Below are 23,712 nucleotides of genomic sequence, written 5' to 3' on the forward strand. Positions count from 1 at the left end.
AACCAACGGACCCGTCCGCGGCGAGCGTCCACACCGCACAACCGCCCAGCGAGGCCGAACACCACCCGCTGACTCGTCACGGCCGGCCTGCTTCCCCTGTTCCCCTTCGGCCCGTCTCACGAACGGAGGGACCGCGATGACGCGTACCCCGGAAAGCCCCTTCTCCCGACGCACCCTGCTACGCGGCGCAGCAGCCGCCGCCGGCGTCGCCGCCACCGGCGCCAGCCTGACCGCCACACCCACACCCGCGCTCGCCGCACCAGCCGGCTTCCCCAACTACCAATACGTCCGCGACGCCTTCACCAGCCCACTGCGCTACAACCCCACCGGCGAATTCATCTTCCCGTGCGCACGCGGCGTCTACGACAAACTCGACACCTACCTCGGCCGCTACTACCTCTACTACGCACCCCACGACGCACCCGGCGGCATCTGCCTCGCCTACGCCGACCGGCTCGAAGGCCCCTACACCGAATACCCCAACAACCCCATCATCGACCGCTACCTACCCACCACCACCGTCAGCCACGTCTCCTCACCACACGTCGTCTGGGACGCCCCCACCCGACAGTTCTACCTCTACTTCCACGGCGAGAACTACACCACCCGCGTCGCCCGCTCCACCGACGGCATCCACTTCACCGACGAAACCCCCATCCTCTCCACCAGACTCGTACCCAACACCACCGAAACCTCCTACGCCCGAGTCTTCGAACACACCGTGACCGGCAAGAACAACCGCTACGTCATGGTCTTCATGGGCCTACACAACGGCAACCGCAAAATCTTCTGGGGCTGGTCACCCAACGGCTGGGACGGCTGGCAATTCGACCCCAACCCCCTGATCTCACCATCCGGCGACGGACTCACCGACATCTCCGGAGCACACCTGCTGAAACGCAACGGCACCGCATACGTCGCCTACCACGGCAACAGCGGCAACATGTACCTCACCGAAATCGGCAACAACTTCGACCGCGAAAACCACCTCGGAATCTTCCACCGACCAATCGCCTCCGACAACGGCCGCGTCGCAGCCCCCACCTTCGGCACCGACGGCGGCGTCCAATACATGCTCTACGAAGCCGGACCCCGCCTCGACGCCAGAATCTGCATCGCCCGCGCAATCTAGTAATACTCGGGTTGCATTGGTATGTCGCCGGGCGGTCAGGGCGGCTCTGAGGTGAGCATCGCCAGCCCGCTCGGCGCGCCGAGGATCGGCGCCAGGAGCAACGGCTCGTCGCCACCCTGTCGATCAACGTCAGCGTGCCGTCGAGGATGCCGTCCGCCAGCCGGCGACCCGCCGTATCGCAGCGGCGAGGTCGCCGGCACAGGCGGCGAGTAGGTCGACGGCTTCGCGCAGGTACCACCACACGGTGGTGGCCGACACTCGAAGCCGGCCACGAGACGGGTGAGCGTGTCACCGTTGCTTGACTTCCTCTCTCCCCTGAAGAGGGCAGATTCCTGGCGGTGCTCATGCGGCACGCCGGGTGGTTGACGCTTCGCAGCCCACAGGTGCGGGGCTCCACGTCCGTACACGACCAAGCCCGGCCGCGTTGAGAATGTTCAGGGCCGCGTTGGTGTCGGCGTGGTCGAGGTGCCCGCACGAGGTACAGGTGAACACGACGCCGTGACGGGAGCGGGGGTCACGGTGCCCGCAGGTTGAGCACGTTTGCGACGTGTACGCTGCTGGCACTTTCAGCAGTTGCCCGCCCCGCTCGGCCAGCTTGTACGCCAGCAGTTCAACGGTGCGTGCGTGGGCCTCGTTGAGCATGACCCGGTTCAGCCCGGCCTTCTGCCGCACGTTGCGGCCCGGCTCGGCGATGGTGCCTCTCGCAGAGCGGGTCATGTTTTCCACCCGCAGTTCTTCCACCGCCACGATGCCGTACCTTCCGGCTTTGAACTCCGGTACGGACGCCCGGCCTTCCCAGCAGTTTCTCCACGCCCGCACGTACGTTTTCAACACCTGCCGTGCGGCCTGCGCGGGCAGGTCCGCCAGCCACGGGATGTCCTTGCGTGCCTGCCGGATCGCTTCATCGGCCTGCTTCAGTGTGGGGCGTCGGTCGCGTCCGCCGCCCCACGTCCACCACCCGTGCAGCAGGTTCCACATCGCCCGGGCCGCGTGGCCCTGAATGTCGAGTGCGGCGGCCTGCTCCGCAGTGGGGGCGAGACGACGCACGTATCCGTGGTTGATCTTCACGACGCGCCTCTCTTCCTCCACGGCCGCTCCCACTGGGTTTCGATGTACCTCTGGATGGTTACGGCGGACACGTTGCCGACCGACGACACGAAGTACGACCGGGACCACAGGGTTGGCAGCCGGCTGCGCAGGTGAGAGAACTCGTCGCGAAGCACCCGCGAGGTGAAGCCCTTGAACTGGTTCGCGATGTACGACGGCGAAGCGTTCGGGTCGGCCCGGACGAACAGGTGCACGTGGTCGGGCATGACTTCCAGCGCCACGATCGACCAGCCATGCTCGTCACACTTCTGTCCGATCAGGTCCCGCAGACGTTCGGCGACTGGGCCGACGAGCACGGGGCGGCGGTACTTCGGGCACCACACCACGTGGTATCCGAGGCTGTACGCCGCCCCACGGCTCGTCTGGTATTCGGCCACCAACCTAGTATACGCATGGCACGTAGCTAACAGAGCAGCATCAGGGCAGCGATTCACCTGCCGCCTGAACACGGCAGCCCTCTCGCCTCAAATCGGTAGGTGGGCTACGGACGCCAGCGCCTGTCTGCTGCGCGGGCAGCCTACGGGTGAGGCGTAGCAACCTCAGGACCCGGAACGACCGGGCTCACGCAGCGCGGCGTCGACGGCTGCCTCGACGTGCAGCCGGGAGGTGGGGAAAACCGGCACCGGGCTGTCGTCCGGCGAGATCAGCAGTTCGATCTCGGTGCAGCCGAGGATGATGCCCTGGGCACCGGAGTGAACAAGCCGGTCGATGACCTGCCGGTAGGTCTGCCGCGACGTGTCGCTGACGTGACCGAGGCAGAGCTCCTGGTAGATGATGCGGTGGACCTCGGCCCGGTCGTCGGCTTCGGGAACGATCACGTTCAGGCCGTGCCCGGTCAGCCGGTCGCGGTAGAAGTCCTGCTCCATCGTGAAGGCGGTACCGAGCAGACCCACCGAATCCAGACCCGCCGCGCCGACGGCGGCGGCGGTGGCGTCGGCCAGGTGCAGCAGCGGGATGTCGATGGCGGCTTGGACCTGGTCGGCGACCTTGTGCATGGTGTTCGTGCACAGCAGCAACAGGTCGGCGCCCGCGGCCTGCACGGCGGCAGCGGCCCGGCCGAGCAGACGGCCGGCCTCGTCCCACCGCCCGGTGCTCTGCAACTGCTCGATGTCGGCGAAGTCGACCGAGTACAACACGCAGCGGGCCGAGTGCAGACCGCCCATGCGTTCGCGGACGAGTTCGTTGGCCAGCCGGTAGTAGTGGGCGCTGGATTCCCAGCTCATCCCGCCAAGCAGTCCGATGGTCAGCATGGGTCCCTTCCTATCAGGCGCTCACCCCGTGACAGCCGGTGGGCCGGTCGAAGCGCCCGCAGGCGTCGAACCGTCGCTCGACAGTGCTGGCAATTGGGGGCTGGCACGGCCGGCGGTGGGCGTGGGGGAAGGGCCCGCCGCCGGCCGCAGGCCGGTGGTATCCCTGCGCGTGGGGACCGCTGACAGGGGCCGGCCCGGCAGTCATTCGGGTTGACTGCCGCCGCCCCGAACCTCGGCAGGTGGGTGCGACCACTGCCGAGGCTGGTGCACATCAGTGGACGGGTGACGGTCGCGCCGCGCGCTCACTGACGAGTCGGGTGACTGCTTTCCGGGCTTGGGACCGCCCGCAATCGGCGGTTGGCTACGGCGGCCCGCTGGCTCGAGCCTGGCCTACTGGCCTGGCAGGTGGTCGGTAAGGGTGTCATCGGCATCTCGTGCCGTTGGGCAGGGCGCCCAGGCGAACTGCCCGAGGTCTTCGCAGCCGCGGCACAAGCCGTTGTCACCGGCCCGGTGGACTGTGAGCGTGGTTCGGGCCCACGCGATGACGGTGTGGTCCGCCGGCGGTGGCTGAGGGCTGGGGCGTGCGGCGAGGACATGGGCATCAGGCCGGCGCTGGTGCCGGGGTCGTGCCACAGGTACTCGGGGCGGACGACGTAGCCGGGTCGCCATGGTGATCACCTCCGTGGATCGGTGGACGGTGCCGGATGAAGAGAAGTCAGTGTCCAGCGGTACTGGCCTCCGATTCGGGTGGGAGCCAGGGCTGCGGGATCGACCTCGGTGGTGCGACGCCACCAGATCCGCAATAAAAGCGTCGATCTGCCCGCGGGTGACGCCGGGCATGCAGATGATGTGGCTGGTGTCGCCGTCGGTGGCGAGCAGCCACTTCTTCCGTACCGGTTCTGGTGGGGTGGGAAGGACGACGGTGAAGGCGTGTGGATGCCGCCAGGCGGGCCAACCGACGGCGGTGAGCTGGTCGACCGCGTAGGCGGCGAGGGTTCGTGCTTCGATGGCACGCCACCGGTGCCCCTCACGCCCGTGGGTGGCGATGGCGTGCCACAGCAGCGCGGCGGCCAGGCCGCAGCGGGAACCGGTGATCGTGGTGTCGACGGTGTCGGTGTAGGCGACGTGGCTGCCGTGGCCGCGGACCCTGTCGCGGATGAGCACGACCCCGCACGGGGTCGGCACGCCGAGGAACTTGTGCCCCGACACCGCGATGCTGCCGACGCCGCCGGCATCGTCGAAGCGCAGCCGGCCGTCGAGGGCGAGCGGGATACCGGACAGGGCAGCGTCGACGTGCAGGTGCCCGTCAACGCCGTAGTCGTCGAGGACGGCGCGGATGCGGGTGGTGTCGTCCACTGCCTCGGTGAGGGTGGTGCCGGCGGTGGCCACCACGATGGCGGGCCGCCGCCGGCGTTTGCGCAGCTGCGCGGCCAGATGCGCGTAGTCCATCTCGCCGTCCGGGCGGGCGCTGACGACCACACCGCGCGCCCCGAGTATCTGCAACGATTTGGGAATCGAGTAGTGCGCGGCGGTCGAGTAGTAGATCCGGGCCGTGGGGTAGCGGCGGCGAGCGGCGTGCAGGGCGGACAGGTTGCCTTCGGTGCCGCCGGTGGTGACGTAGCCCCATCGGTCGTCGGTTGGCATGGCGAGGATGTCGGCGAGCCAGGCGATGACGGCCCGTTCCAGCGCCCGGGTGTGGGCGCCCCCGCCCGGGTCCGCCGGGTCGCCGATGTTGTTCCACAGCCGGTTGCCGAGGCGGGCCATGACCTCGGTCTGGTCGAGGTCCACGGCCGCGGGAAAGCCGATGCTCGTCGCGGCCGCGGCGTCGGCCTCGCGCACCAGGTGGTCGAGGACGGTGGTGATGTCGACCGGCGCGCGGCTGAGGTCCGCGGCGTCGGTGAGGCTGACGGTCTGGGTCACGCGGGCCGCCTGGCGAGCAGGTGGGTGGCGAGGGTGTTGTTCAGGGCGAGAAGTTGCCGCCATATCAGGCGGGTCTCGTCGTCGCCCTGCTCGGTGAGGCTGGCGTAGGGATTGTGGTAGGTGATTCGGTCCGGGTCGAGGGTCTTGTTGCAGCGGATCCCGGTGTCACCCAGTCGCGCCTCGGGATCGCGGTCGATGTACAGGGCGGTGCCGTCGGCCATCGCCGCGTAGCACTGGCCCTTGAGGTTGAAGGCCGACATGTAGCGGCCGGCGGCCGCCGCGTCGCGCAGCGTTTCGGCGACCTGGTACCAGCGTCCCCGGTCCGAGTCGAGGGTGCTGACGCCCACGCCGACGTAGGTGGTGCCTGTAGGCAGGGTCATGTCCCCGCCGTTGACCATGGAACCCTGGGGCCCGAGAGGACTCCAGGCACGCCCGAGAGTGGCGATGTTGTCCACCGCCACCTCCGTCAGCTCGCCCAGCAGCCTGGGCAGGTCGTCGGAGTCCGGTGACTGCGGCCAGGTCCGGGTGGCGGTGTACAGCTTGTAGCCGTGTGGCTCGGCCGGGGCGTCGCAGGTGAAGAACAGCATCACGGCGTGCGGGCTGACCGCGTCGCGCCGGCCGAACGCCTGGTCAGCCGCGATCATGTGGCTGGTGTTGGCCCGCTTGCAGCGATACGCGATCTGCATCCGCAGATCAGCCTGGCGGCGGGCCCCGGCGGACGGTTCGTCCTCAAGATGACTCGGCCCGCGCGGGGACAGGGGTGGACTCGCAGTCGGGGGCGGAGGCGGAGGGACAGGGGTGGCCGGTGGCCGTTGGTGCTCGGCGAGAGCCCAGGGAGCCCCGTGTCCGGGTGGTGGGGCGTGGGTCACGGGCTGCTGCTGGCCGGCGGGTGGCACGGTCGGTGGGTGCGGCCGCCAGGCGGGGTCCAGGGGATCGACGCCGTAGTGCCCACCTAATGAGGGCGTGGCAGCGTGCGTTCTGATCATCGCTTCCCCCTCAGATCGAGATGCTCATCGGATCGGGCACGGCGTGGGTTTTCGGGGTGCCGCGGCCGATGCCGGCGTAGACCTCGGGTCGCGACTGCCGCAGACTCGCCGCCCAGGTCCCACCGATGGCAGCGGCGGCGGCGAGGATCGCGGGCAGCAGAAACGGATACAGCGATCCCGGCGCGGCACCGAGCAGCGAGCCGACGTTGCCGACCATCAGGGCCAGCACCACCACCCCGCCGAGCACCCCCAGCACGGGGGCGAGCCGCCACTCCCACATCCCGGACCGCTGTCCACGCAGGCTGGCCGGCGCCCTGAACGCGGCCACCGAGGCGGCCAGCAGCAGGCACAGCAGGCCCATGGCGCCCAACGTCGACAGCCAGGTGAACATCACCGTGACGGGGTCAGCGTCGCTGAGCGCGAACGCACCCACCACGACGGCGGCGATACCGGTCTGCGTCAGTGACCCGCCGCGCGGCGCGCTGACGCGAGTGCGGCCGCTGGCCCGGGCGAGGCCGGCGGGCAGGACGCCTTCGCGGGCCATCGCGAACACGTACCGTGCGATCACGGCGTGGAATGCGAGCATGCAGGTGATGGTGGCGCCGATCAGCGCCAGCTGACCGAGGAAACTCCACCCGGGGCCGAGGCGGTCCAGGACCGAGAACGGCAGTCCGCCCGCCGGATCAGCGGCCGCCTCGGCAACGGACTGCGGGCCGACGGCCACTCCCATCGCCCACGCGGCGATCGCGTACACGACGCCGAGCACCAGTACGCCGCCGACCGTGGCCCGGCTGACCGACCGGCGGTCGATCGCCTCCTCGACGAACGACCCCACTCCGTCGACGCCCATGAACGCGGCCACGCAGAAGGCGACCGCGCCGCCGATGCCGCTGACCGCCAACCCCGAGGCGTCGAAGCCCTCCCAGGACAGCCCACCGTTGGCCGGCCGACCGGAACCGGCGAGCACGAACGCCGCCACGATCAGCAGCGACACCGCAAGCACGGCGACCAGGGCCCGGGTGGACAGCACGATCGCCCGCACGCCCAGCACCCCGACCACCGCCAGGGCGATACCCGCCCACACCCACCAGGTTCCGCCCAGGTGCGCGGCCATGGTCGCCCCGAACAGCCCGTACAGGCTGGTCTGGATCGCGTTGTAGGCCACCAGGGCGACCAGGCCGGCGGCGACGCCCCAGCCACGACCCAGGCCGTTGGCGAGGATGCCGTAGTAGGCCGCCGGGTGGCCGACCTGACGTGCCATCGCCGCGTACCCGGTCGCCAACAGCGCCACCACCCCGGCGACCAGCAGGAACGTCAGCGGCAGCGCGACCACCTGCGTGGTCGCGTAGATCGCGACGATCCCACCGACCAGCACCACCATCGGCGCCGAGGCCGCCGCCCCGAACACCCACAACCCGAACGGGGTCAACGTCCGCCGCGCGAGGGCCACCTGCACATGCGTCGGCTTCACCGCCGCACCCCCCGGCTCGCACCGGTACGCGTGGCGGTGCGCCCTGCCGGCGACCACCCTCGGGCATCGAGCTGTCGTGGTGGAGGCGCGGTGAGGGAGGATGTGGCTACGGTAGGCATGACGGGTATCTCCTTCGATATCCGGTGGGGGCAGAGGGTGGCCTGCTGGCCGTGCGGTCAGCGGCAGCAGGTGATCGACTGGTGCCCTATCGGGCGGTCAGGGAGAACGTGGGGGCGTCGCCGGGATGGCCCGACCGCGAAACGGTGTCGCGGTGCGGTGCAGGCGCACCCGGCGTGGCAGCCCGCCCGGTCGCCCGCCGCCGGACGGAGGTCGCCACATCCGCCACAGGGCCGGGCCGCCCGGCTCCAGCAGGATCGGCGAGCGCGGCTCGTAGCCCAGTCGGGTGAGCAGACCGTCCCGGGGGCGGTCGCTGCAGACCTCCGCGTACGACGGCAGCCCGGCAGCATCCGCGACGCGGTGGTAGCTGGCCAGCAACGCCTCCCCGGCTGCACCCTGCCCGGGACAGACCGCGAGGTGAGCGAGGTAGTGATGCGGCGTATGGGGAAGCACGGCGTCGACGTAGGCATGGAGCAGGGCGAACCGGGCCGCGTGCGGACCGAGGAGGCTGTGCAGGTCGTACATCCACTCCGCAGCCGGCGGAGCTGGCTCCAGTCGCGGATACCAGACCGTGACGGCGGACCGGTCGTCGGTCGTGTCCACCTGGCCGTGCGCCAGCCCGCGCCGCAGTGCGAACTGCGCGTATCGGCGCACGACTCCGGGGCGCTCGGCCGCGTCCGGCACCAGCCACGCACCCAGGCGCCCGGCTGCCAGCGTGTCGGCGATGACCGGGGCCAGCGCGGCGACGTCCTCGCCGGTCGCACGGCGGACGCCGGTGTCCATCAGCTTCATGTCGCACTCCTCGGCGATCGGACGTCGCTGCTTGCGGCCGTCATGGTCGGGAAGGGGTCACCGGCGGGTGACGGGCGCTGGCCCGACGCCCACAGCGCCGCACCAGGCGCGTCGGCGAAGGTCGCGGCCAGGTGCAGGCGGTCCGGGGTGACTCCGGCGGCGGGCAGCAGAGACCGCGCCGACTCGATCAACCGCGGTGGCCCGCACACGTAGACCGCCTGCCCCGGCCGGTAGCGGTCCAAGGCCACACCGAGCAGGTCGCCCTTGGCGTCAGGCTCGACGTCGAACGCCGGCCCCAACCACAGCAACTCCCCCGGGGCCACCCGCTCGACCAGCACCCGGGACACCTCACCGGCCGCCACGGCGCGCGCGTGGAACTCCACCCGTCCATCGCGGCGAGGAGCGTTCGCTGGCGAGTACCAGCGCCAGGCCCCCGGCAGCCGAGGCGTGCACACCGGCATCGCCTGGCCGGGCGCGTACCGCAGACGTCGTGTCGGGCGGACCGTCAACACCGCGACGCCGTCGGCTGCCGCCTCGCACGCCTCGACCACGCCGGCCGTGACATGCGGACCGTCGCCCACCACACCGGCCGCCCGCTCCGCCAACCGGAGCACCCGGCGGCAACCCCGCCCCCAGATCCCGGCCAACTCCGGCTCCCAGCAGCCGCCGGCGAACCGCCGCACCGTGTCCGCCATCGCCGCCGCGATCACCGTCCCGTGGTACGGGTAGAGGCCGAATCGCCGGTACATCCGACCCAACACTGCTATCCCCGCGCGCCGGCCAGCCGGAGCATCTTTGCCGGCGACCAGGTGCCCCAGCGTGGAGAAGAAGATCGGCGCGACCTGGGATGGGCGGAGACGGACGCTGCGGTCCTCGGTGAACGACCAGAAGTGGTCGGCGGCGCGGTCGTGCGCGGCGAGGGCGCCTGCGAGTGACTGTGCTGGATCAGTCATCGGCCCGGCCGTTCCTGTCCGGACGAGCTCGGTCGAGCACAGCCCGCGAGGGCCGTGCAGCGGAGAGACCTGGGACCCCGGCGGTGAGATCCCCGGCTGCGGCGGTTCCGGTTGCTAGCGCCATGGCTGCCCTCCTCCACCCCGTTTCTCTTCAGGCAAGACTCGTTCGTCCGGTACCGAGAGACATCGGGTAGCTCACGGATATTTACGGCCGTGCCCGTTCCGCGCCGGGTCGCCACAGCGGTGTCCACGAGCCTTCGCACTGGCCGTCGACGGCAGGATTGCCGTACCGGTGGTGTTGGACACCGACCACCGGGAGGGAGCGTTCGTGGCCGGCCGGCGGCTCCGCAGCCGACGTTGCCGGCATCGAGCCAGCGGGAAGATGTTGGGCCTGGCCCGGCAGCGGCTCGGCGATGGCACGGCCCTGCACCAGGGCGGTCTGGGCGGATCCTCTGTCGTTCCCCGACGGCGCGTTCGACGATGCCATCGCCTGCCTGGTCCTGCACTACCTCAAGGCGGCACCACTCGCCGAGTTGCGACGCGTGCTCGACTGGTCATCGAGCCAGCGGCGTCGGCGGCCGCGGACACCAGCGGCGGACGGGTCCACGGCACCGACAGGCCATCGGTCCGCCATGGGCACCCACGGCCGGGTGTCGCGGTCCACTGCTTCGTCCGCCGCGTCCGCACCCCGCACTGCGGGCGGCATCGCGCCTGCGCTTCCGTGGTGCCAACCGGGGTCCCGGCATCGTCCAGCGCGAGCTCGTAGGCAGCGGCAGCGGTAATGACCTCGTCATCCCGCTTCATGCGACCGATGACCTGCAGACCAACCGGCAACGACGGGCCCCCCAGGGGGTTCGTCGTGAAGCCGGCCGGCAGGCTCATCGCGGGGTGACCGCTGAAGTTGACCGGATAGGTCAAGCACCAACCAATCTGCGGATCGACGGCGACACCGTTGACGGCCGACGGGCCGAGGGTATTGCCATCCTCGGCGTTCTGAACCCCCGCGACGGCAATCGTCGGCGTGACTATGTAGTCGTAGGTCCCCAGCCCGGCGTTGAGCTTGTGCAGCACGTCGGAGCGCAGGAAGTCCAGGTGCCGGTACTCTTCGGCCAAAAGCCTCTCCGACCGGTCGAGCATGGCAGCGAACTGCGGCGTCAACTGCTCCTTGCGCTCGCGTAGATCCAGAGGGATGCCGAACTCCAGGAACAGGTCCCGGGCGTGACCGTACAAGCCGGCCTGCATGAGCACCCAGGTGTCGGCGAAGTGCTGGCTGGTCAGCGGCCGCCGGTTTCTGCCGCCCAGGTCGGTGACCTGAATCTCGTCGAGCCCCAGCTTCACCTGGTCAACCACTGCCCCGGCCTTCACGAAGGCCTTGAGGGCCTGGCGGACAACACTCTCCACCGGCGCCTCTACCGGAAACAGATCCATGTTCGGCGAGTAGGCGATGCGCCTACCCGCGAGCGGGGACGTGCCCTCCGCGCCGCCACGAAACGCGCCGATGTAGTCCAGCGAACCGTCCATGCTCAACGGGTCACCCTCGTACGGACCGCTGATGGCCTGCATCAGCATGGCCACGTCTGCCACCGTTCGTGCCATGGGCCCGGGGGTGAAGAACGGCGCCGCAGCGAACGGCGGAGCGTCCTGCGGCCAGCGACCGACACTCGGCTTGAGTGCCACGATGTTGCACATGGCCGCCGGGATGCGAACACTGCCGCCCGCGTCGGAGCCCTGCGTGAGGGCCGTCATGGACGATGCCACGGCCGCGGCCGAACCGCCGCTGGAACCACCGGCGTTGAACCGAGGGTCGAACGGGGTGCTTGTCGGGCCGTGGACCTTGTTGTCGGTAGTGCCCTTGTGACCGAACTCGGGGGCAGCGGCGTCGGGCTGACCGAAGACGCAGGAGTACCAGCCCACCAAGGCACCGTCAGGCGGGACTACCGACCGTGCGCTCACCAGAGCGCAATGAGGGGTGGCGGCTCACTCCGTCAACGTCAGCCACAATGGGCATGCGACTACGGAGGTCTACATGAACAGGGACGACAGTCGGTGGCTCCGGAACTACTGCCCCGGTCCACACCTGGCGAGTCAGTTGGTCTGCTTTCCACACGCCGGTGGGTCGGCGAGTTTCTTTCTGCCGATGTCCCGCGCCCTCAGTGACGACCTCCAGGTGCTCGCGGTCCAGTACCCCGGTCGGGGCGACCGCCGCAGCGAGCCGTGCGTCCACACGATCGAGGCACTCGCCGACGCGGTGGCCGACGAACTGGCTCGGTGCCTGGACCGGTCCATCGCGCTGTTCGGCCACAGTATGGGTGGCTTGGTCGCCTTCGAGGTCGCACGACGCCTGGAGGCGCGGGGCCGCACCCCACTGGCGCTTTTCGTCTCCGGGTGTCGCGCGCCGTCGCGCCGTCGCGCACAAGTCGTACGGCTGCGCGACGGCGAGGACGTCCGCGCCGAGCTGGAGCGGTTGGGCGGCACGGACCCGCGACTCCTCGACAACAGTCAGGCACTCCGCGCGGCCCTCCCGGCGATGCGCAACGACTACGAGGCGATCGACGCCTATCGTCTTTCGTCCCACGCCGCGCCGTTGAGCATCCCGATCCACGCCTACATCGGTGACAGCGACCCGGAGGTTCTACCGGACGAGGCCGTTGCGTGGCGGCGGCACACCAGGGGCTCCTTCGACCTGCGTACGTACCCGGGCGGCCACTTCTACCTCGGCTCGCCCGAGGTTGATCTGGCCTCTGCGATCCGCACTGCCATGGCCACCAGCCCTGCCACCGGCTACCGAGCCTGAGGGCGTAGTTGATCCGCTGCGGACGTCCTGGACACCTGGACCTCAAGCTTGCTGAATCTGCGGACGACCGTGCGCTTCTGCCGCTGCGGCGCGCTGACCGTGGCCAGCGCCTCGACCCTCCCGGCGAGTTGACCGAAGGCGATCTCGGCTGTGACCAAGGCCAGTTCGGCTCCGGCGCAGCGATGTGTGCCCAGGCCGAAGGACAAGACGTCCCTGGGGTCTGCACCTGGCGCGATGAACCGGTCCGCGACGAAATCGCTCGGCTTCGAAAATCGCCGGGAGTCCCGGCCAAGTGCGCCCAAGCACACGAGGATCAGGCTGTCGCGGGCGATGGGCAGCCCGCCCAGCTCGGTATCCTCGGCCGCGACCCTGGCGCCGTACTGAATCGGCGGGTCGTAACGAAGGGTCTCGAGCACGAACGACCGCAGCAGGGCATCGTCCGAACGCAACCGGCGTAGCAGATCATTGTCCCGTGCGAGCTGGAGCATTCCGCTGCCGAGAAGAGAACCCGTGGTCACCGTGCCCGCGCTGAGCACGAACACCAGGTTGCTGATGATGTCCTGCTCGTCGAAGGAACCATCCTGAGCCAGCAGTCCGGCCAGGCCGGCGTCGCCGGCCGCGCGCGTCGAGCAGGTTTCCCTGACGTACGAGATGAGGTGCGACGCGGCTTCATCAGCATCCTGGAGCCTCTTGTCGGGCGGATGCAGCTCATTGCGTTCCAGGAACATGTCGAGCCATGCCATCAACTGGTGCACATCGTCGTGAGGGATTCCGAGCAGCTCACCCATCACGGAGTTCGGGATGGCGGTGAACGACTGTGTCGCGTCGACGCTGCCGTCACCGGCGACAAGCGTGTCGATGTGTGCCGCAACATGACGCTCGATCATCGGACGCATCAGCTTGACTCGTCTGGGGTTGAAGAACCGCGACACCAGACGACGAGCGGGCTGGTTTTCCGGCGGGTTGAGAAAGAGCAGGCTGTTGTAGAGGAGCACGGTCGATGGGTGCGCCTGCCAGCCCGGCCAGGAGCGATCGGCGTAGCCGGGATCGGGCACCGGAAACAGCCGCGAGTTCAACAGGACGTCGACGCTCTCCTGAAACCCCATGACCACCGCGCGATTTTTTCCGATCGACAGGACAGGAGCCCGCTCCATCAGATCGCTGTAGAAGGGATAAGGATTCGCGCGCCCTTCGGGGCTGAACAGGCGCAGCAGGACGTCCTGAGGATTATTCATGACCCCATGCCACTTCGGTCTCGTCCGCTGACCGCTAGGCCCCCCATCGCAAGGAGCGGCTCGCCGTTTTCTGACCCGAAGGCAACGCCTTCGGCAATCCCGTCCGAGTGGTCGACGCGCAGTTGAACGCCATACGCCACCTTCGACAACGTGAGGTCGTTGTCCGTGGTGTGCAGTCTCAGTTCTTCGATTGAATGAGGTGTCGCGTACCGGTTCGGGGTTCCGGTGGCACAGGCCGCCTGCAACAGGGCATCCACCAGCAGCCACGGAATTCGGTGTCGAGAGAAGAACTCGTCGTCGATTCCCTCGGACAGGCGTGGCTCCCACCGGGCCGAGGTCAGCCGCGCGCCGAGTCGCACATCCCGGACGTGGTCGAAGAGCCCGGACATCGACATCGTCGCGGACGCCCGCTTCGTGGTCGGCGCGACCCGCGGGGTGTCACGCTGCTCGGACGTGGCGGCGACGCCACCGATCGGGATCAGGACGTCGAAGTGCTGGACGCGCCGGTCGTGGTTCCCGCCGGAAACCCGCGAGTGGATACCGACCCGGACGACACCGCAGTCGAACCCGGCCGGGGTGTACGAAGCGGTGAGCAAGTATCTGACCACCTGCGGGTCTACTGCGATCGGAGCTTGGAAGCGGATGTCTCGGAAGGTGTTCACGGGCGCCGCGCCGGCGAGGTGACCGGCCGCCTCCGCCGCGAGCTCCAGTGCCAGTGCTCCGGGCACGAGCGCCCGTGACTCTCGAACATGCCCATAGAGGTGCCCGTACGGAGCAAGGTCGAGTTCCCAGACGAGTTCCCCGCCGTCCGCCCAGGACGGGGTTCCGAGATAGGAACTCCGGTGGGTGGCGTCCACCAGCGCGGGGAACCGCGTACGCAACATGTGCAGTTCCGCGTCGCCCAACGGCGTGGGCACTGCCCGTCGTCCCGACCGAGGAGCCTCCACCTCGGTGTTGAACAGGCGTTGTCCTTCGGCGTCGCTGAGCAGACCGAGTTGCCCCGTCCTCGCCGTGTACTCGGTGAAGCCGGTCCGTGGGCCGAGACCTGACTCACCCCACAGGCTCCAGCAGATGGAGTACTCGGCAGTCCCCGAATGTGCGGCCTCGTACCGGGCTGCGGAGTTCAAGAAGTCATTGGCCGGACCGTAGTCACTTTCCCCGGCCAGGCCGAAGGCTCCCGCGACGGAGCTGAAGTTGCACCACAGGCCAGGTGCGAGATCGCCGAAGGCCGCCTTGAGGTTGTGGTACCCGGCTACCTTCGTGTCCCGCACCTTCCGGAAGGTCGTCAGGTCCTTGGCCGCCAACCGGCGCGCGCCGCTGATTCCAGCACCATTGATGACCATGTCGAGGCGGGGTGTCGTGCCGCGGATCGTTGCCGCGACGCGGCGAACAGCGGTCTCATCCGTGACGTCACAACCCAGATAGCGAACCCGTGCGGCACCGAACCGCTGCCGCAGGACGTCGAGGTGCGACAGAGACTCGCGAGACTTACGACATCGGTCGTAGAAGCTCCGCACCTGGGCCATACGGACCTCGGGATCCGCTGCCCGGCGTTTCCGCGCATACTCTGTGCTGGTGGTCTCACCTATCTCGCGAGACTGCGCCGCCATCGTCTCCGGGTCGGTACTGCCGAGTAGCCAGAGCATCGAAGGCTGCGTGCGCAGGCCTTCGAGACATCGGGCGGTGATACCGCGCGCCCCTCCCACGGCGAGGACGACCGGGCCTTCGCTCGTCGACCACGGACGAGCACCATCGTGTGCGCCGACGGTGGCCGCGTTGTCTGGCAGCAGCCGTTCTTCCAGACGCGTGGCGGACGTCGACTGCCCGCGGTAGTAGGCCACGGGCAGGCCCCGGACGCACGCCGATTCGCGACCCAGCTGCGCCAGTGCGGTTGGCAGGGTGGCTGCGTCAGTCACCACGGCATGCGCGTGAGTATGCGGCAACTCCCAGGCCATGGCCTTGATCAGACCGGTGAGCAGGGCCGCGTGCGGATGGGGTGTCCCGCCCTCGATGGGGTCCAGGACGAGAACGGCCAGCGAGGAATCCGGCGGATCCGATTGGGCCAACCGTTTGGCCGCCAGGAAGGCCGCTTCCTGCAGGGCGAGCAGCCGCGGCTGGGGCGCCGCCGGCCACCTGGTCGAGTGCAGGGAGGTGATGACGCGGACATGACTCGGGACGCTTTCCCCGACGGTCATGAGCCTGACGATCGCGTCCTCGTCCCAGCAGGTCGCGTCGGGTGGAACGACCACGGTCACGACGCTCGGCTCGGTCAAGTTGGAGAGCTGGTCCGCGATGTCCCAGTCATCGGTGAGCACGAGCGCGCCGGGTGGCAGCGATTCACGTTCCGCGAACCCCGGCACCGCCGGGCAGGGTACGAGCTGGAGCGAGTACAACTGCGTCATCACGAGCCTCCTGAGTTCAGTCGCCTCGCGACGGCGGTAGTACGTCCACCGTCGGCCCTGCCGTGCTCGAAAAGCGTTGGGGCAGCTTGCCTTCGAAGATGGAACGCAGCACACCGACGAATCCGTCCCCGGCCAGATAGCTCGGTTCCCCCCTCCCGTCTGCCGCTTGGGGATCCGCACGAAGTTCGGTGCGCACTCGCGCCAGCACCTGCCAGCCCCGTGCCCGGGCCGTCTCGGGGCGCGCGAGTGCGACCGCATAGGCGCCTTCGGCGACCTCCTGCGGGGAGAGCCCGAGCGACTGCGCGTTCTGCTCCAGTGGGCCGGCGCTCCACGCGGCCACAAGGGCGAGGTCGATGTCCCCGCGTCGCAGGTAGCAGCTTGCCGCGTGCAACGCCGCCAGTCCGGAGGCCGGGCCGGTGTCGACCATCATCGTGGGCCCGTGCAGGTCTCGACGGTTCGCCACCCAGCCGAGCGCGGTGGACGACATACGCCCTACCAGACTGTAGGGACCGATCGGATTGGTGCGCGATCGGTGTTCCCGCAGGTAGGCGGCCGCCGCCCGGGCATCCGCTCCGTCCAGCGATCGGGCGATACCGCTGCCCAGACACCGTAGCGTGGAGTCGACCGCCGATTGGGTGAGACCGTAGTGCGCGCCGAAGATGCCGGTGCGTTCCTCCAGTCCGTCCCAGAGCAGACCCCGGCCGGGCTCCGCCGCCCCTAGGCGGTTCACGAGCTCGACCACCAGCAGTTGGCTCATGTCCAACTGAGCCGCCACCTTGGGTGGTATCAGTGACTTCTCGAATGGCGGCACCGGGTAGGGACGCTCGAAGCGGAACGCCTCGGCACCCGCTTCTCCCCTGGACATCCGCGCGGCGACGACGTCGTCGTCCGGCCGTCCTGGCAGAAGGGCGCTCCAGCGGACGAGAACGAGCTCGTCACACAGCGGCGGTGGCGAGGACCGTACCTCGTGCTCATCCGCGTCGGGGGAGATCAGGAGCTGATAGCCGTTGATACCCCCCAGTCCGCAGGCGAAGACACCGACGAACGGCGCCTGCCCGTCCGTCATCGACTTCTCGAGTCCCACCGGCGCCGACGGGATCCGCACCGGAAGCGAGCGAGCGTAGTCGGGCACCGTCGTGTGATTGGGCTGCCGGGGAATGGTGGACCGGTGCAACCCCAGTGCTGCCTGGATGATGGAAACGGCCCCACACGCCATTCCGGTGTGGCCGAGCATCGGCTTGTTGCCGGTCACCCAGGGGGTGCCACCGGGATGCGCGGCGGCTATGGAACGCAACTCGGTGGCGTCGCCCACGTGGGTGGCCGTGCCGTGTCCCAATACCCACGCCACCTGGCCACCGGGCACGTCGTTGACGCTCCTCGCCCGGATCATCGCCCGGACCTGGCCCTCCTGGCTGGGCGCGAATATCGCCTTGCTCTTTCCGTCGGAGGCAGCCCCGAACCCGGCGAGAACCGCGAGCACGGTGTCGTGGTCGCGGAGCGCGTCACTGAGGCGTTTGAGCGTGACGAGTGCGGCGCCCTCCGAGAAGACGGTGCCGTCCGCCGCCGAGTCGAACGCTCGCACCTCGCCTGACGGGGACAGCGTTCCCATCTCCGAGAAATAGATCTGTCGTAGCGGTCCGTGCGAGCTCACCCCGCCGCAGAAAGCCACGTCCACCGCACCGTCGAGCAGGTGCCTGACCCCGAGGTCGACGGAGTACAGCGAGGACGGACAGATGTTGTCGACGACCAGGATCGGGGTGTCCTGCGGCAGGAGACCTTCGATCGCCCTCCGGGCTTGCGCATACGGGAGGAACTCCCCATGACGCGAACCGGCACACGGGTCGGCCTGCGCCAACTGGTGCCGGATCCGTTCGCCGACCCGGGCGTCGTCCGGATCAGCCGGCAGGTGTCTCGCCGCGCCGGCGGCGAGCATGTCGGCGGTGAGAGCCGTGTCGAGCTCATAGCTGGTGTCGGTGGAAGCGGCGAGAAAGAGCCCAGGCCTCGTCACCTTCCCGGACGTCCCCGCCAGGCACTGCCGCAGGGCACGGCGTAGCCAGGAAGCCTGGAGATCCCCAGCCCCCTGCTCGGCGGCCTCACGTACCTCACCGAAGCGGAGGTCGGGCACCCGGCCGGTCTCGTCCTCGGCCGCCGCGACCAGCGCCTCATGCCCTCGGAACCTGTCAGGTCTTCCAAACGGGAGCGGCCCGTCCTGCGCCCGTTGCCAGAGGTCCTCGATTCCCTCACACCCGGGGATCACCACGCCTGCCCCAACCAGGCAGACCTGCTCGGCAGGCACTGCTTACGCCTCGGTCGTGGAGTCGGAGCGTCGCAGCAGATCGGCCACCGAACGAAGGGTGAGCGTCGCGGGAGACTCCGAGTCTCCGGTGTCTACTGCCCACAACTCCCCGGCGCGCGCGAGCACGATCCGGTGCTGCAGGGAGTCCAAGCCGAGTTCCGCTTCCAGGTCCACGTCTGGCGTCACCACCTCTTCGGGGAGTTCCAGGACGGTGGCGTACATCTTCTGCAGACCCTGCAGGAGGGTGTCGTTCTCGGGCAGCATGGCTACTCCTTACGGTATTGTTGGATATTGGCATCGGTCGGGCGTGTTCTGAATGGAGTCAACACGCAGGTGTCGCCCCCTGTGATTTCGACGACAAACCGGGACAGGCTGTCCCTGAGGCCGCATTCCACAAACCGGTCGACCCCTGCCTCACGGAGTTCCGTCACCGCGTTCGGGAAATTCAGTGGGCGCACCAACTGTGCACCGATCATAGCGAGCAGGTCGTCGTCCGGCGCAAGCCTCCGCCCAAGTATCGTCGAATACACGGCCGTCCGCAGGACTCCCGGCTGGATTCCGCGCACTGATTCCAGGTAGTGCTGCAACGCCGAATCGAGACAGGGATGATGCTGTGGATACGGGCCAGTGCGCAGCCTCGTCGCCAATATTCCGCGCGAATCGGCGATACGCAGCAATCGCCGCACCTGCTCGGCCGGCCCGGAAAGAATCACCTGTGTCGGGCTGTTTGTCGCGGCGACGACGACGTCCTCTCCCTGCCGCGCAAATTCCTCCGCTTCGGCCGGGGAGACCATGAACGCCGCAGTCGCCCCAGTCGGCTGCGCGTAGGACTCGAGAGAGCGAGCCCGCTCGCACAGCAGGCGCGCCCCGTCCTCGACAGTGAGCCCCCCTGCGGCGACCAGGGAGGTTATCTCCCCCAGGCTGTGTCCGAAGACTATGTCGGCCCCGAGCCCGAGTTCCTCTTCAAGAATTCGCCAGCAACAGAGCTGGAGATGATAGGTGCGCAACTCGCTCAACGGATCCCATGAATCCAGATCCGACTCGGAGAGTACGGACGACCAGCCGTAAGCGGCACTGACAGGATCGATCCGCTCGGCCACTTCCGTGGCGATACGCCGTCCCGGCGAGTAGTGCGCGAAGGGAGCCGAGAAATAGGAGCCCGCGCCAGGAAACATGAAGGCAGTGACCATGAACCTCTCGCTCAAATCCGGCCGGGAGGGGTTCTCCTGTCTACCAGACAGGAGAATTCTGTGCGGCGCTCTACGATGCCGCACCGGGATGCACTGTGTGTAGGAAGATCGGCGATGTTGGCCTGAAGATACCCCTGGATCGGCCAACGGGGAAGATCTTTTCCGCCTCCTGATACCCGCAGAGTCCGCCATTCGATCGTCGAACACGCTCCGCCGCCAAACCGATACTCAGCGACGCGTTCGGCGCCACATTTCCGTCGGCCATACCTCCGTACCCGGCCGATCGAGGTGCGGGTGAGGTGTTCGGCGAGTTGGCGGTGATGGGCCCGCCGCTGGCCCTGGCGCACCTACCCGGCGGAGTCTCCTCCGGCGGCCAGCACCTCGGCGAAGAACCGCAACCGGACCTCGTCCTGCACCGACTCACCGCCTTCGTGTCCGTTGAACGGATACACCTCCATCCGGCACGGCCCCGCATAGTGGTGGTAGGCGCCGAACACCGTCGAGGCCGGGCAACTGGCGTCCATCAGCGCCACGCTGAACAGCGCCGGGCAGCGCCCCCGGGCGGCGAAGTTGACCCCGTCGACATAGCTCAACGTGTCGAAGACCCGCTCCACGTTGCCCCGGTGGACCTTCAGGTAGTTGACGATCTCCTGGTAGGGGCCGGCGGTGGCCAGCTCGGCGCCGCGCCGGAAGTCACAGAGGAACGGCACGTCGGGCGCGACGGCGCGCAGCCGGGGGTCGAGGGCCGCGACCGCCAGCGACAGCCCGCCACCCTGGCTGATCCCGGTGGCCACCACCCGGTCGGGGTCGACCAGCGGATGGGCCCGGGCCGCCTGCACGGCGCGCACCGCGTCGGTGACCACCCGCCGGTAGTAGTGGGTTCGGGGGTCGAGCACGCCCCGGGTGACGAAGCCGGGATGCTGTGGGTTGCCGCCGGCCGGCTCGTGGTCGGGGGTCGCTCCGGCGCTCCACCCGCTGCCCTGGCCGCGTACGTCCATGAAGAGGTGGGCGTAGCCCGAGGCGGCGTAGAGCAGGTTCTCGTGCGGCAGGCCCCGGCCGCCGCCGTAGCCGGGAAACTCCACCACGCACGGCAGCGGCTCCTCGACACCGGCCGGGACGGCGAGCCACGCCTTGACCCGGTCCCCGCCGAAGCCGCTGAACGTCACGTCGTAGACGGTGATCACCCGCAGTGGTGAGTCGACCGGTTCGAAGGTGGCGTCCAGCTCGCGCCGGGCCGCCTCGGCCAGGGTGTCGGCCCAGAACTCGTCGAAATCGGCGGGCTCGCGGCGCACCGGCCGGTATCCGGCGAGTTCGGCCAACGGCAGGTCGGTCAGCGGCATGCGTACCCCAGTTCATCTCGTCGCGTCGGCCGACCCGAGCCACCCCATGGTCACGCTGAGTGTCGGCTGGTGTTCCGATTTGGGCAGGCGGCTGACGGCCGGATGTCATCCTTGGCTGCGGCAACCCGCCAGGTCAAGGGGCCGAGCGCCCGACCCGGCGACCGAGAAGTGCGGTGATAATCCGTATTAGCTTCTTGACTCGGCGGATCGCCCGGGACCACACTCAGCACTCGGACCGGCCAGACACCTGCCGCACCCTCCGTCACTGATGATCTCGCCGGTGGCCGTGCCCGACGCCGCCTCGCCACGAGCTCCGGTCGGTCCGCCGCGCCACGTCCGAGTCGCTTGATTCCGCTCCGACCCGCCTGCCCGTCCCGACAGGAGGACCACCATGGCCACCAACCCGATCCCGACCAGTTTCAGACGCCGAACGTTGCTGGCCGCCGCAGCGGGCGGAGCGGCCCTGCTCGCCGTACCGCTCCGGGCGTTCGCCGAGACGTCGGACGCCACCGGGACGCCGGAGAGCACGGAGACGTCGGAGGCCACCGCGTCGGGCCTGCCGCTGCTGGCCCCGCTGCCGCCCGGAGCACCGGACCGGACCCTGTTCGCCCCGCTGGAACAGCGGTTCGCCGGCTACCTGGCGATCCTTCCGGCGATGACCAACGACATCGACGAGACGACCAACCCCGGGTTCATGGGCGGCGGCTGGTGGCGCTCCCCGAACGCGCCGTACAACGCCCGGGTGCAGGAGCACGTCTACACGTTGAGCTGGTTCCACGCCAACCAGCGGCCGTGGAATCCGTACGCCGGAAACGCGGCGCTGGCCGGGCGGCTCGACGCGGCGCTCGGGCACTACCTCGGGCTCCAGCACGACGACGGATCCTGGCCGGAGTACAGCCGCAACGAGCACTCGCTGCCCGCCACCGGCTTCGGCCTCGGTTACCTGGCCAAGACCCTGGCCAACCTGCGGCAGTCGGATGCGCTGCCGCAGCGGCGGACGGAGATCGAGCGGGCCCTGCGCGCCGGGATGAGCTGGCTGCTGGATCCTGCCAACGGCATCTGGCGTACCCCCGTCCAGTGGACCAACCAGGTCGCCGCCGGCCTCGCCGGCGCGACCCTGGCGCTGCGGCTCCAACCGGACGCCGCGCTGGCCGCCCGGCTCACCGAGCGGATCGACTTCCTGGCCGAGCACGGACAGAGCCCGGCCGGCTTCTTCTACGACCCGACCGGCATGGACATCAACTACAACTTCGAGGTGATGCTGCCGGAACTGGCGGAGATCTACCTGCTCACCGGCAACCGGGCCGTGCTGGGGATGGCCCGCCGGTTCACCGAGTGGTTCGGCTACAACCTGCTCCGCGAGCCGGACGGCTCGGGCTGGCTCACCTACTACGCCATGTCCGCCCGGACCAGCGTCGCCTACTACGACAACGCGATCCCCGACCCGGACCGCACCAACCTCAACTCGGCCTTCGTCCCCGACCTGCCACAGCTCGGCGCGTTCCTCACGTCCAGGGAGGACCGGGCCGCCGCCCGCGCCGCCTGGGCCGCCGAGCCGGGTCCCGCCCCCGGACTGGCCAAGCAGGACACCTCGCCCCGGATCATCGCGCACGCGCCGTACGCGGAGACGCTGCCGAGCAACGCCGAGAAGAAGCGGGCCATCGCGGCGCTGCCCTACCTGCGGCAGCCGGAGTTCGCCCAGGTGCGCCGGGACACCGTGGTCAAGCAGGACTACCTCTACGTCAGGCGGCCGGGGCTCTACTTCGGGGCGTTCTTCGGCACCCGGCCGACCAGCACGGTCCGCAGCGGACCGGGTTTCCTCTGGCACCCGGTGGTCGGCACCATCGTGCACGCCCAGCAGAGCGACACCGGCTGCTGGTCGACGCTGCTGCCCAACGGCAACCCGGACGGCCGGAGCAACCTGGTCGCCGAGTACCAGATCGGTGACCGGGAGTGGAACGGGAAGTTCCTCTCCCCCGGCGACGCGCCGGTGCGGGTGCACTACGGTCTGCCGGACTCGCGGATCACCACCGAGCTGACCCTCACCCGGGACAGCGTGATCCGCTCGGTGCGGGCCACCTCGACGGCGACCGAGCAGATCCCACTGGTGCTGCAACCGCAGGACGCCGTGACGTTCGCCGACGGCACCCCGGTCGCCTACGGCGCCAACGCGGCTGCACGCACCGACGGCCTGACCATCCGTCGCGGCGGCACCGTCATCACGATCAGTTGGGACAGCGTACGGCCGGCCACCGTGACCAGCACGTCCCGGACCTACCTGCGCGACGCCCGGCGACGGGTGCACACGCTGCGGGTGCCGCACGACGGCCGGATCGAGGTACGCATCACCCTGTCCTGACCGTGAATCTGGTATCGACCAGCCGCCGGACCGGTTGTCGACCGGTCCGGCGGCCAGCTGGTGGAGACGTCGCGGCCGCCGACACCACGTACAGGCGACGCCCAGCCGGCCCGCCTCGGCTGCCTCGACCAGCCTCTCCGGGGGGGGAATCCGATCCCGTTGTCGCGCACGGTGACGCGTACCAGGTCCGCCTCGTCCTCCAGCAGCACCCAGGCGTGGGCGCCGGGGCCGGCGTGCCGTCGTACGTTGTCCAGGGCGGCTTGCACCGCCGCGCTCAGCTCTGCGGCGGTGGGGGCCGGCAGGCCGGCAGGCACCGACTGGGAAGACCGGGAGACACCCGTGGCCGGGGCATCAGCTTGTCCACGCGT

Annotated in this window: 19 protein-coding genes and 1 pseudogene; 3 read left to right on the top strand and 17 right to left on the bottom strand. The window is 69.3% G+C overall.

Going from position 1 to position 23,712, the window contains the following annotated elements; translation table 11 throughout:
- Positions 1-136: 136 nt before the first annotated feature.
- The gene (locus tag JD77_RS28185) at positions 137-1,132 is read left to right on the top strand and encodes a glycoside hydrolase family protein (protein WP_145776908.1); all 996 of its coding nucleotides are present in this window, start codon (positions 137-139) and stop codon (positions 1,130-1,132) included.
- Positions 1,133-1,241: 109 nt separating this feature from the next.
- Here JD77_RS28185 and JD77_RS34355 read toward each other — a convergent pair.
- From JD77_RS34355 to JD77_RS28235, 10 genes and pseudogenes are all read right to left on the bottom strand, one after another.
- A pseudogene (locus JD77_RS34355) lies at positions 1,242-1,428 on the bottom strand (IS5/IS1182 family transposase); the annotation flags it as partial.
- Positions 1,429-1,474: 46 nt separating this feature from the next.
- Positions 1,475-2,233: an RNA-guided endonuclease InsQ/TnpB family protein gene (locus JD77_RS28195; protein ID WP_145776909.1), complete on the bottom strand. Its 759-nt coding sequence runs from the start codon at positions 2,231-2,233 to the stop codon at positions 1,475-1,477.
- On the bottom strand, positions 2,197-2,619 hold the full coding sequence (tnpA, locus tag JD77_RS28200; RefSeq protein ID WP_145776910.1) for an IS200/IS605 family transposase: 423 nt from the start codon (positions 2,617-2,619) through the stop codon (positions 2,197-2,199). The genes JD77_RS28195 and tnpA overlap by 37 nt, the downstream gene beginning before the upstream one ends.
- 159 nt (positions 2,620-2,778) lie before the next feature.
- Positions 2,779-3,489 carry an aspartate/glutamate racemase family protein gene (locus JD77_RS28205; protein WP_145776911.1) on the bottom strand — a complete coding sequence of 237 codons (711 nt, stop codon included), beginning with the start codon at positions 3,487-3,489 and terminating at the stop codon, positions 2,779-2,781.
- Positions 3,490-3,879: 390 nt separating this feature from the next.
- The gene (locus JD77_RS28210) at positions 3,880-5,409 is read right to left on the bottom strand and encodes a histidine decarboxylase (RefSeq protein ID WP_387227931.1); all 1,530 of its coding nucleotides are present in this window, start codon (positions 5,407-5,409) and stop codon (positions 3,880-3,882) included.
- A complete protein-coding gene (locus tag JD77_RS28215) occupies positions 5,406-6,095 on the bottom strand; it encodes a hypothetical protein (RefSeq protein ID WP_246141043.1) in 690 nt (229 codons plus the stop codon). The genes JD77_RS28210 and JD77_RS28215 overlap by 4 nt, the downstream gene beginning before the upstream one ends.
- A 310-nt stretch (positions 6,096-6,405) precedes the next feature.
- Positions 6,406-7,851 carry an APC family permease gene (locus JD77_RS28220; protein WP_145777821.1) on the bottom strand — a complete coding sequence of 482 codons (1,446 nt, stop codon included), beginning with the start codon at positions 7,849-7,851 and terminating at the stop codon, positions 6,406-6,408.
- Between the two features lie 231 nt (positions 7,852-8,082).
- On the bottom strand, positions 8,083-8,775 hold the full coding sequence (locus JD77_RS28225; protein ID WP_145776912.1) for an N-acetyltransferase: 693 nt from the start codon (positions 8,773-8,775) through the stop codon (positions 8,083-8,085).
- Positions 8,772-9,728: an FAD-binding oxidoreductase gene (locus JD77_RS28230; protein WP_145776913.1), complete on the bottom strand. Its 957-nt coding sequence runs from the start codon at positions 9,726-9,728 to the stop codon at positions 8,772-8,774. The genes JD77_RS28225 and JD77_RS28230 overlap by 4 nt, the downstream gene beginning before the upstream one ends.
- 510 nt (positions 9,729-10,238) lie before the next feature.
- Positions 10,239-11,642: an amidase gene (locus JD77_RS28235; RefSeq protein ID WP_170286573.1), complete on the bottom strand. Its 1,404-nt coding sequence runs from the start codon at positions 11,640-11,642 to the stop codon at positions 10,239-10,241.
- 112 nt (positions 11,643-11,754) lie between these two features.
- On the opposite strand from JD77_RS28235, the gene JD77_RS28240 reads away from it, so the two are divergent.
- Positions 11,755-12,522, top strand: coding sequence for a thioesterase II family protein (locus JD77_RS28240; protein ID WP_145776915.1), 768 nt, complete (start codon positions 11,755-11,757; stop codon positions 12,520-12,522).
- Here the strand turns inward: JD77_RS28240 and JD77_RS28245 are convergent.
- The 6 genes from JD77_RS28245 to JD77_RS28270 form a co-directional block, all read right to left on the bottom strand.
- The gene (locus JD77_RS28245; RefSeq protein ID WP_145776916.1) at positions 12,510-13,757 is read right to left on the bottom strand and encodes a cytochrome P450; all 1,248 of its coding nucleotides are present in this window, start codon (positions 13,755-13,757) and stop codon (positions 12,510-12,512) included. The two genes, JD77_RS28240 and JD77_RS28245, sit on opposite strands and share 13 nt — an antisense overlap.
- The gene (locus tag JD77_RS28250; protein ID WP_170286574.1) at positions 13,754-16,159 is read right to left on the bottom strand and encodes an SDR family NAD(P)-dependent oxidoreductase; all 2,406 of its coding nucleotides are present in this window, start codon (positions 16,157-16,159) and stop codon (positions 13,754-13,756) included. The genes JD77_RS28245 and JD77_RS28250 overlap by 4 nt, the downstream gene beginning before the upstream one ends.
- A gap of 16 nt (positions 16,160-16,175) precedes the next feature.
- The gene (locus tag JD77_RS28255) at positions 16,176-18,455 is read right to left on the bottom strand and encodes a beta-ketoacyl synthase N-terminal-like domain-containing protein (RefSeq protein WP_145776918.1); all 2,280 of its coding nucleotides are present in this window, start codon (positions 18,453-18,455) and stop codon (positions 16,176-16,178) included.
- Between the two features lie 3 nt (positions 18,456-18,458).
- Positions 18,459-18,719, bottom strand: coding sequence for an acyl carrier protein (locus tag JD77_RS28260; RefSeq protein WP_145776919.1), 261 nt, complete (start codon positions 18,717-18,719; stop codon positions 18,459-18,461).
- A gap of 2 nt (positions 18,720-18,721) precedes the next feature.
- Complete coding sequence (locus tag JD77_RS28265) at positions 18,722-19,645, bottom strand: ACP S-malonyltransferase (RefSeq protein ID WP_170286575.1); 924 nt, start codon at positions 19,643-19,645, stop codon at positions 18,722-18,724.
- A gap of 347 nt (positions 19,646-19,992) precedes the next feature.
- Positions 19,993-20,985 (bottom strand): acetylxylan esterase, encoded by a 993-nt coding sequence (locus JD77_RS28270; protein WP_145776921.1) that lies wholly within the window; start codon positions 20,983-20,985, stop codon positions 19,993-19,995.
- A 391-nt stretch (positions 20,986-21,376) separates the two neighbouring features.
- Between JD77_RS28270 and JD77_RS28275 the strand changes: the two genes are divergently transcribed.
- A complete protein-coding gene (locus JD77_RS28275) occupies positions 21,377-23,344 on the top strand; it encodes a hypothetical protein (RefSeq protein WP_145776922.1) in 1,968 nt (655 codons plus the stop codon).
- Here the strand turns inward: JD77_RS28275 and JD77_RS35265 are convergent.
- Positions 23,260-23,658: an ATP-binding protein gene (locus JD77_RS35265; RefSeq protein WP_342799668.1), complete on the bottom strand. Its 399-nt coding sequence runs from the start codon at positions 23,656-23,658 to the stop codon at positions 23,260-23,262. The genes JD77_RS28275 and JD77_RS35265 overlap by 85 nt on opposite strands.
- Positions 23,659-23,712: the final 54 nt, after the last annotated feature.

Origin of the sequence: Micromonospora olivasterospora, from assembly GCF_007830265.1 — a bacterium.
GTDB lineage: Bacteria > Actinomycetota > Actinomycetes > Mycobacteriales > Micromonosporaceae > Micromonospora > Micromonospora olivasterospora.

Coding starts and splice junctions, on each gene's coding strand:
- JD77_RS28185 (WP_145776908.1), top strand. CDS start 137: ATGACGCGTACCCCGGAAAGCCCCTTCTCCCGACGCACCCTGCTACGC.
- JD77_RS28205 (WP_145776911.1), bottom strand. CDS start 3,489: ATGCTGACCATCGGACTGCTTGGCGGGATGAGCTGGGAATCCAGCGCC.
- JD77_RS28215 (WP_246141043.1), bottom strand. CDS start 6,095: ATGCAGATCGCGTATCGCTGCAAGCGGGCCAACACCAGCCACATGATC.
- JD77_RS28225 (WP_145776912.1), bottom strand. CDS start 8,775: ATGAAGCTGATGGACACCGGCGTCCGCCGTGCGACCGGCGAGGACGTC.
- JD77_RS28230 (WP_145776913.1), bottom strand. CDS start 9,728: ATGACTGATCCAGCACAGTCACTCGCAGGCGCCCTCGCCGCGCACGAC.
- JD77_RS28240 (WP_145776915.1), top strand. CDS start 11,755: ATGAACAGGGACGACAGTCGGTGGCTCCGGAACTACTGCCCCGGTCCA.
- JD77_RS28245 (WP_145776916.1), bottom strand. CDS start 13,757: ATGAATAATCCTCAGGACGTCCTGCTGCGCCTGTTCAGCCCCGAAGGG.
- JD77_RS28250 (WP_170286574.1), bottom strand. CDS start 16,159: ATGACGCAGTTGTACTCGCTCCAGCTCGTACCCTGCCCGGCGGTGCCG.
- JD77_RS28260 (WP_145776919.1), bottom strand. CDS start 18,719: ATGCTGCCCGAGAACGACACCCTCCTGCAGGGTCTGCAGAAGATGTAC.
- JD77_RS28265 (WP_170286575.1), bottom strand. CDS start 19,645: ATGGTCACTGCCTTCATGTTTCCTGGCGCGGGCTCCTATTTCTCGGCT.
- JD77_RS28270 (WP_145776921.1), bottom strand. CDS start 20,985: ATGCCGCTGACCGACCTGCCGTTGGCCGAACTCGCCGGATACCGGCCG.
- JD77_RS28275 (WP_145776922.1), top strand. CDS start 21,377: ATGGCCACCAACCCGATCCCGACCAGTTTCAGACGCCGAACGTTGCTG.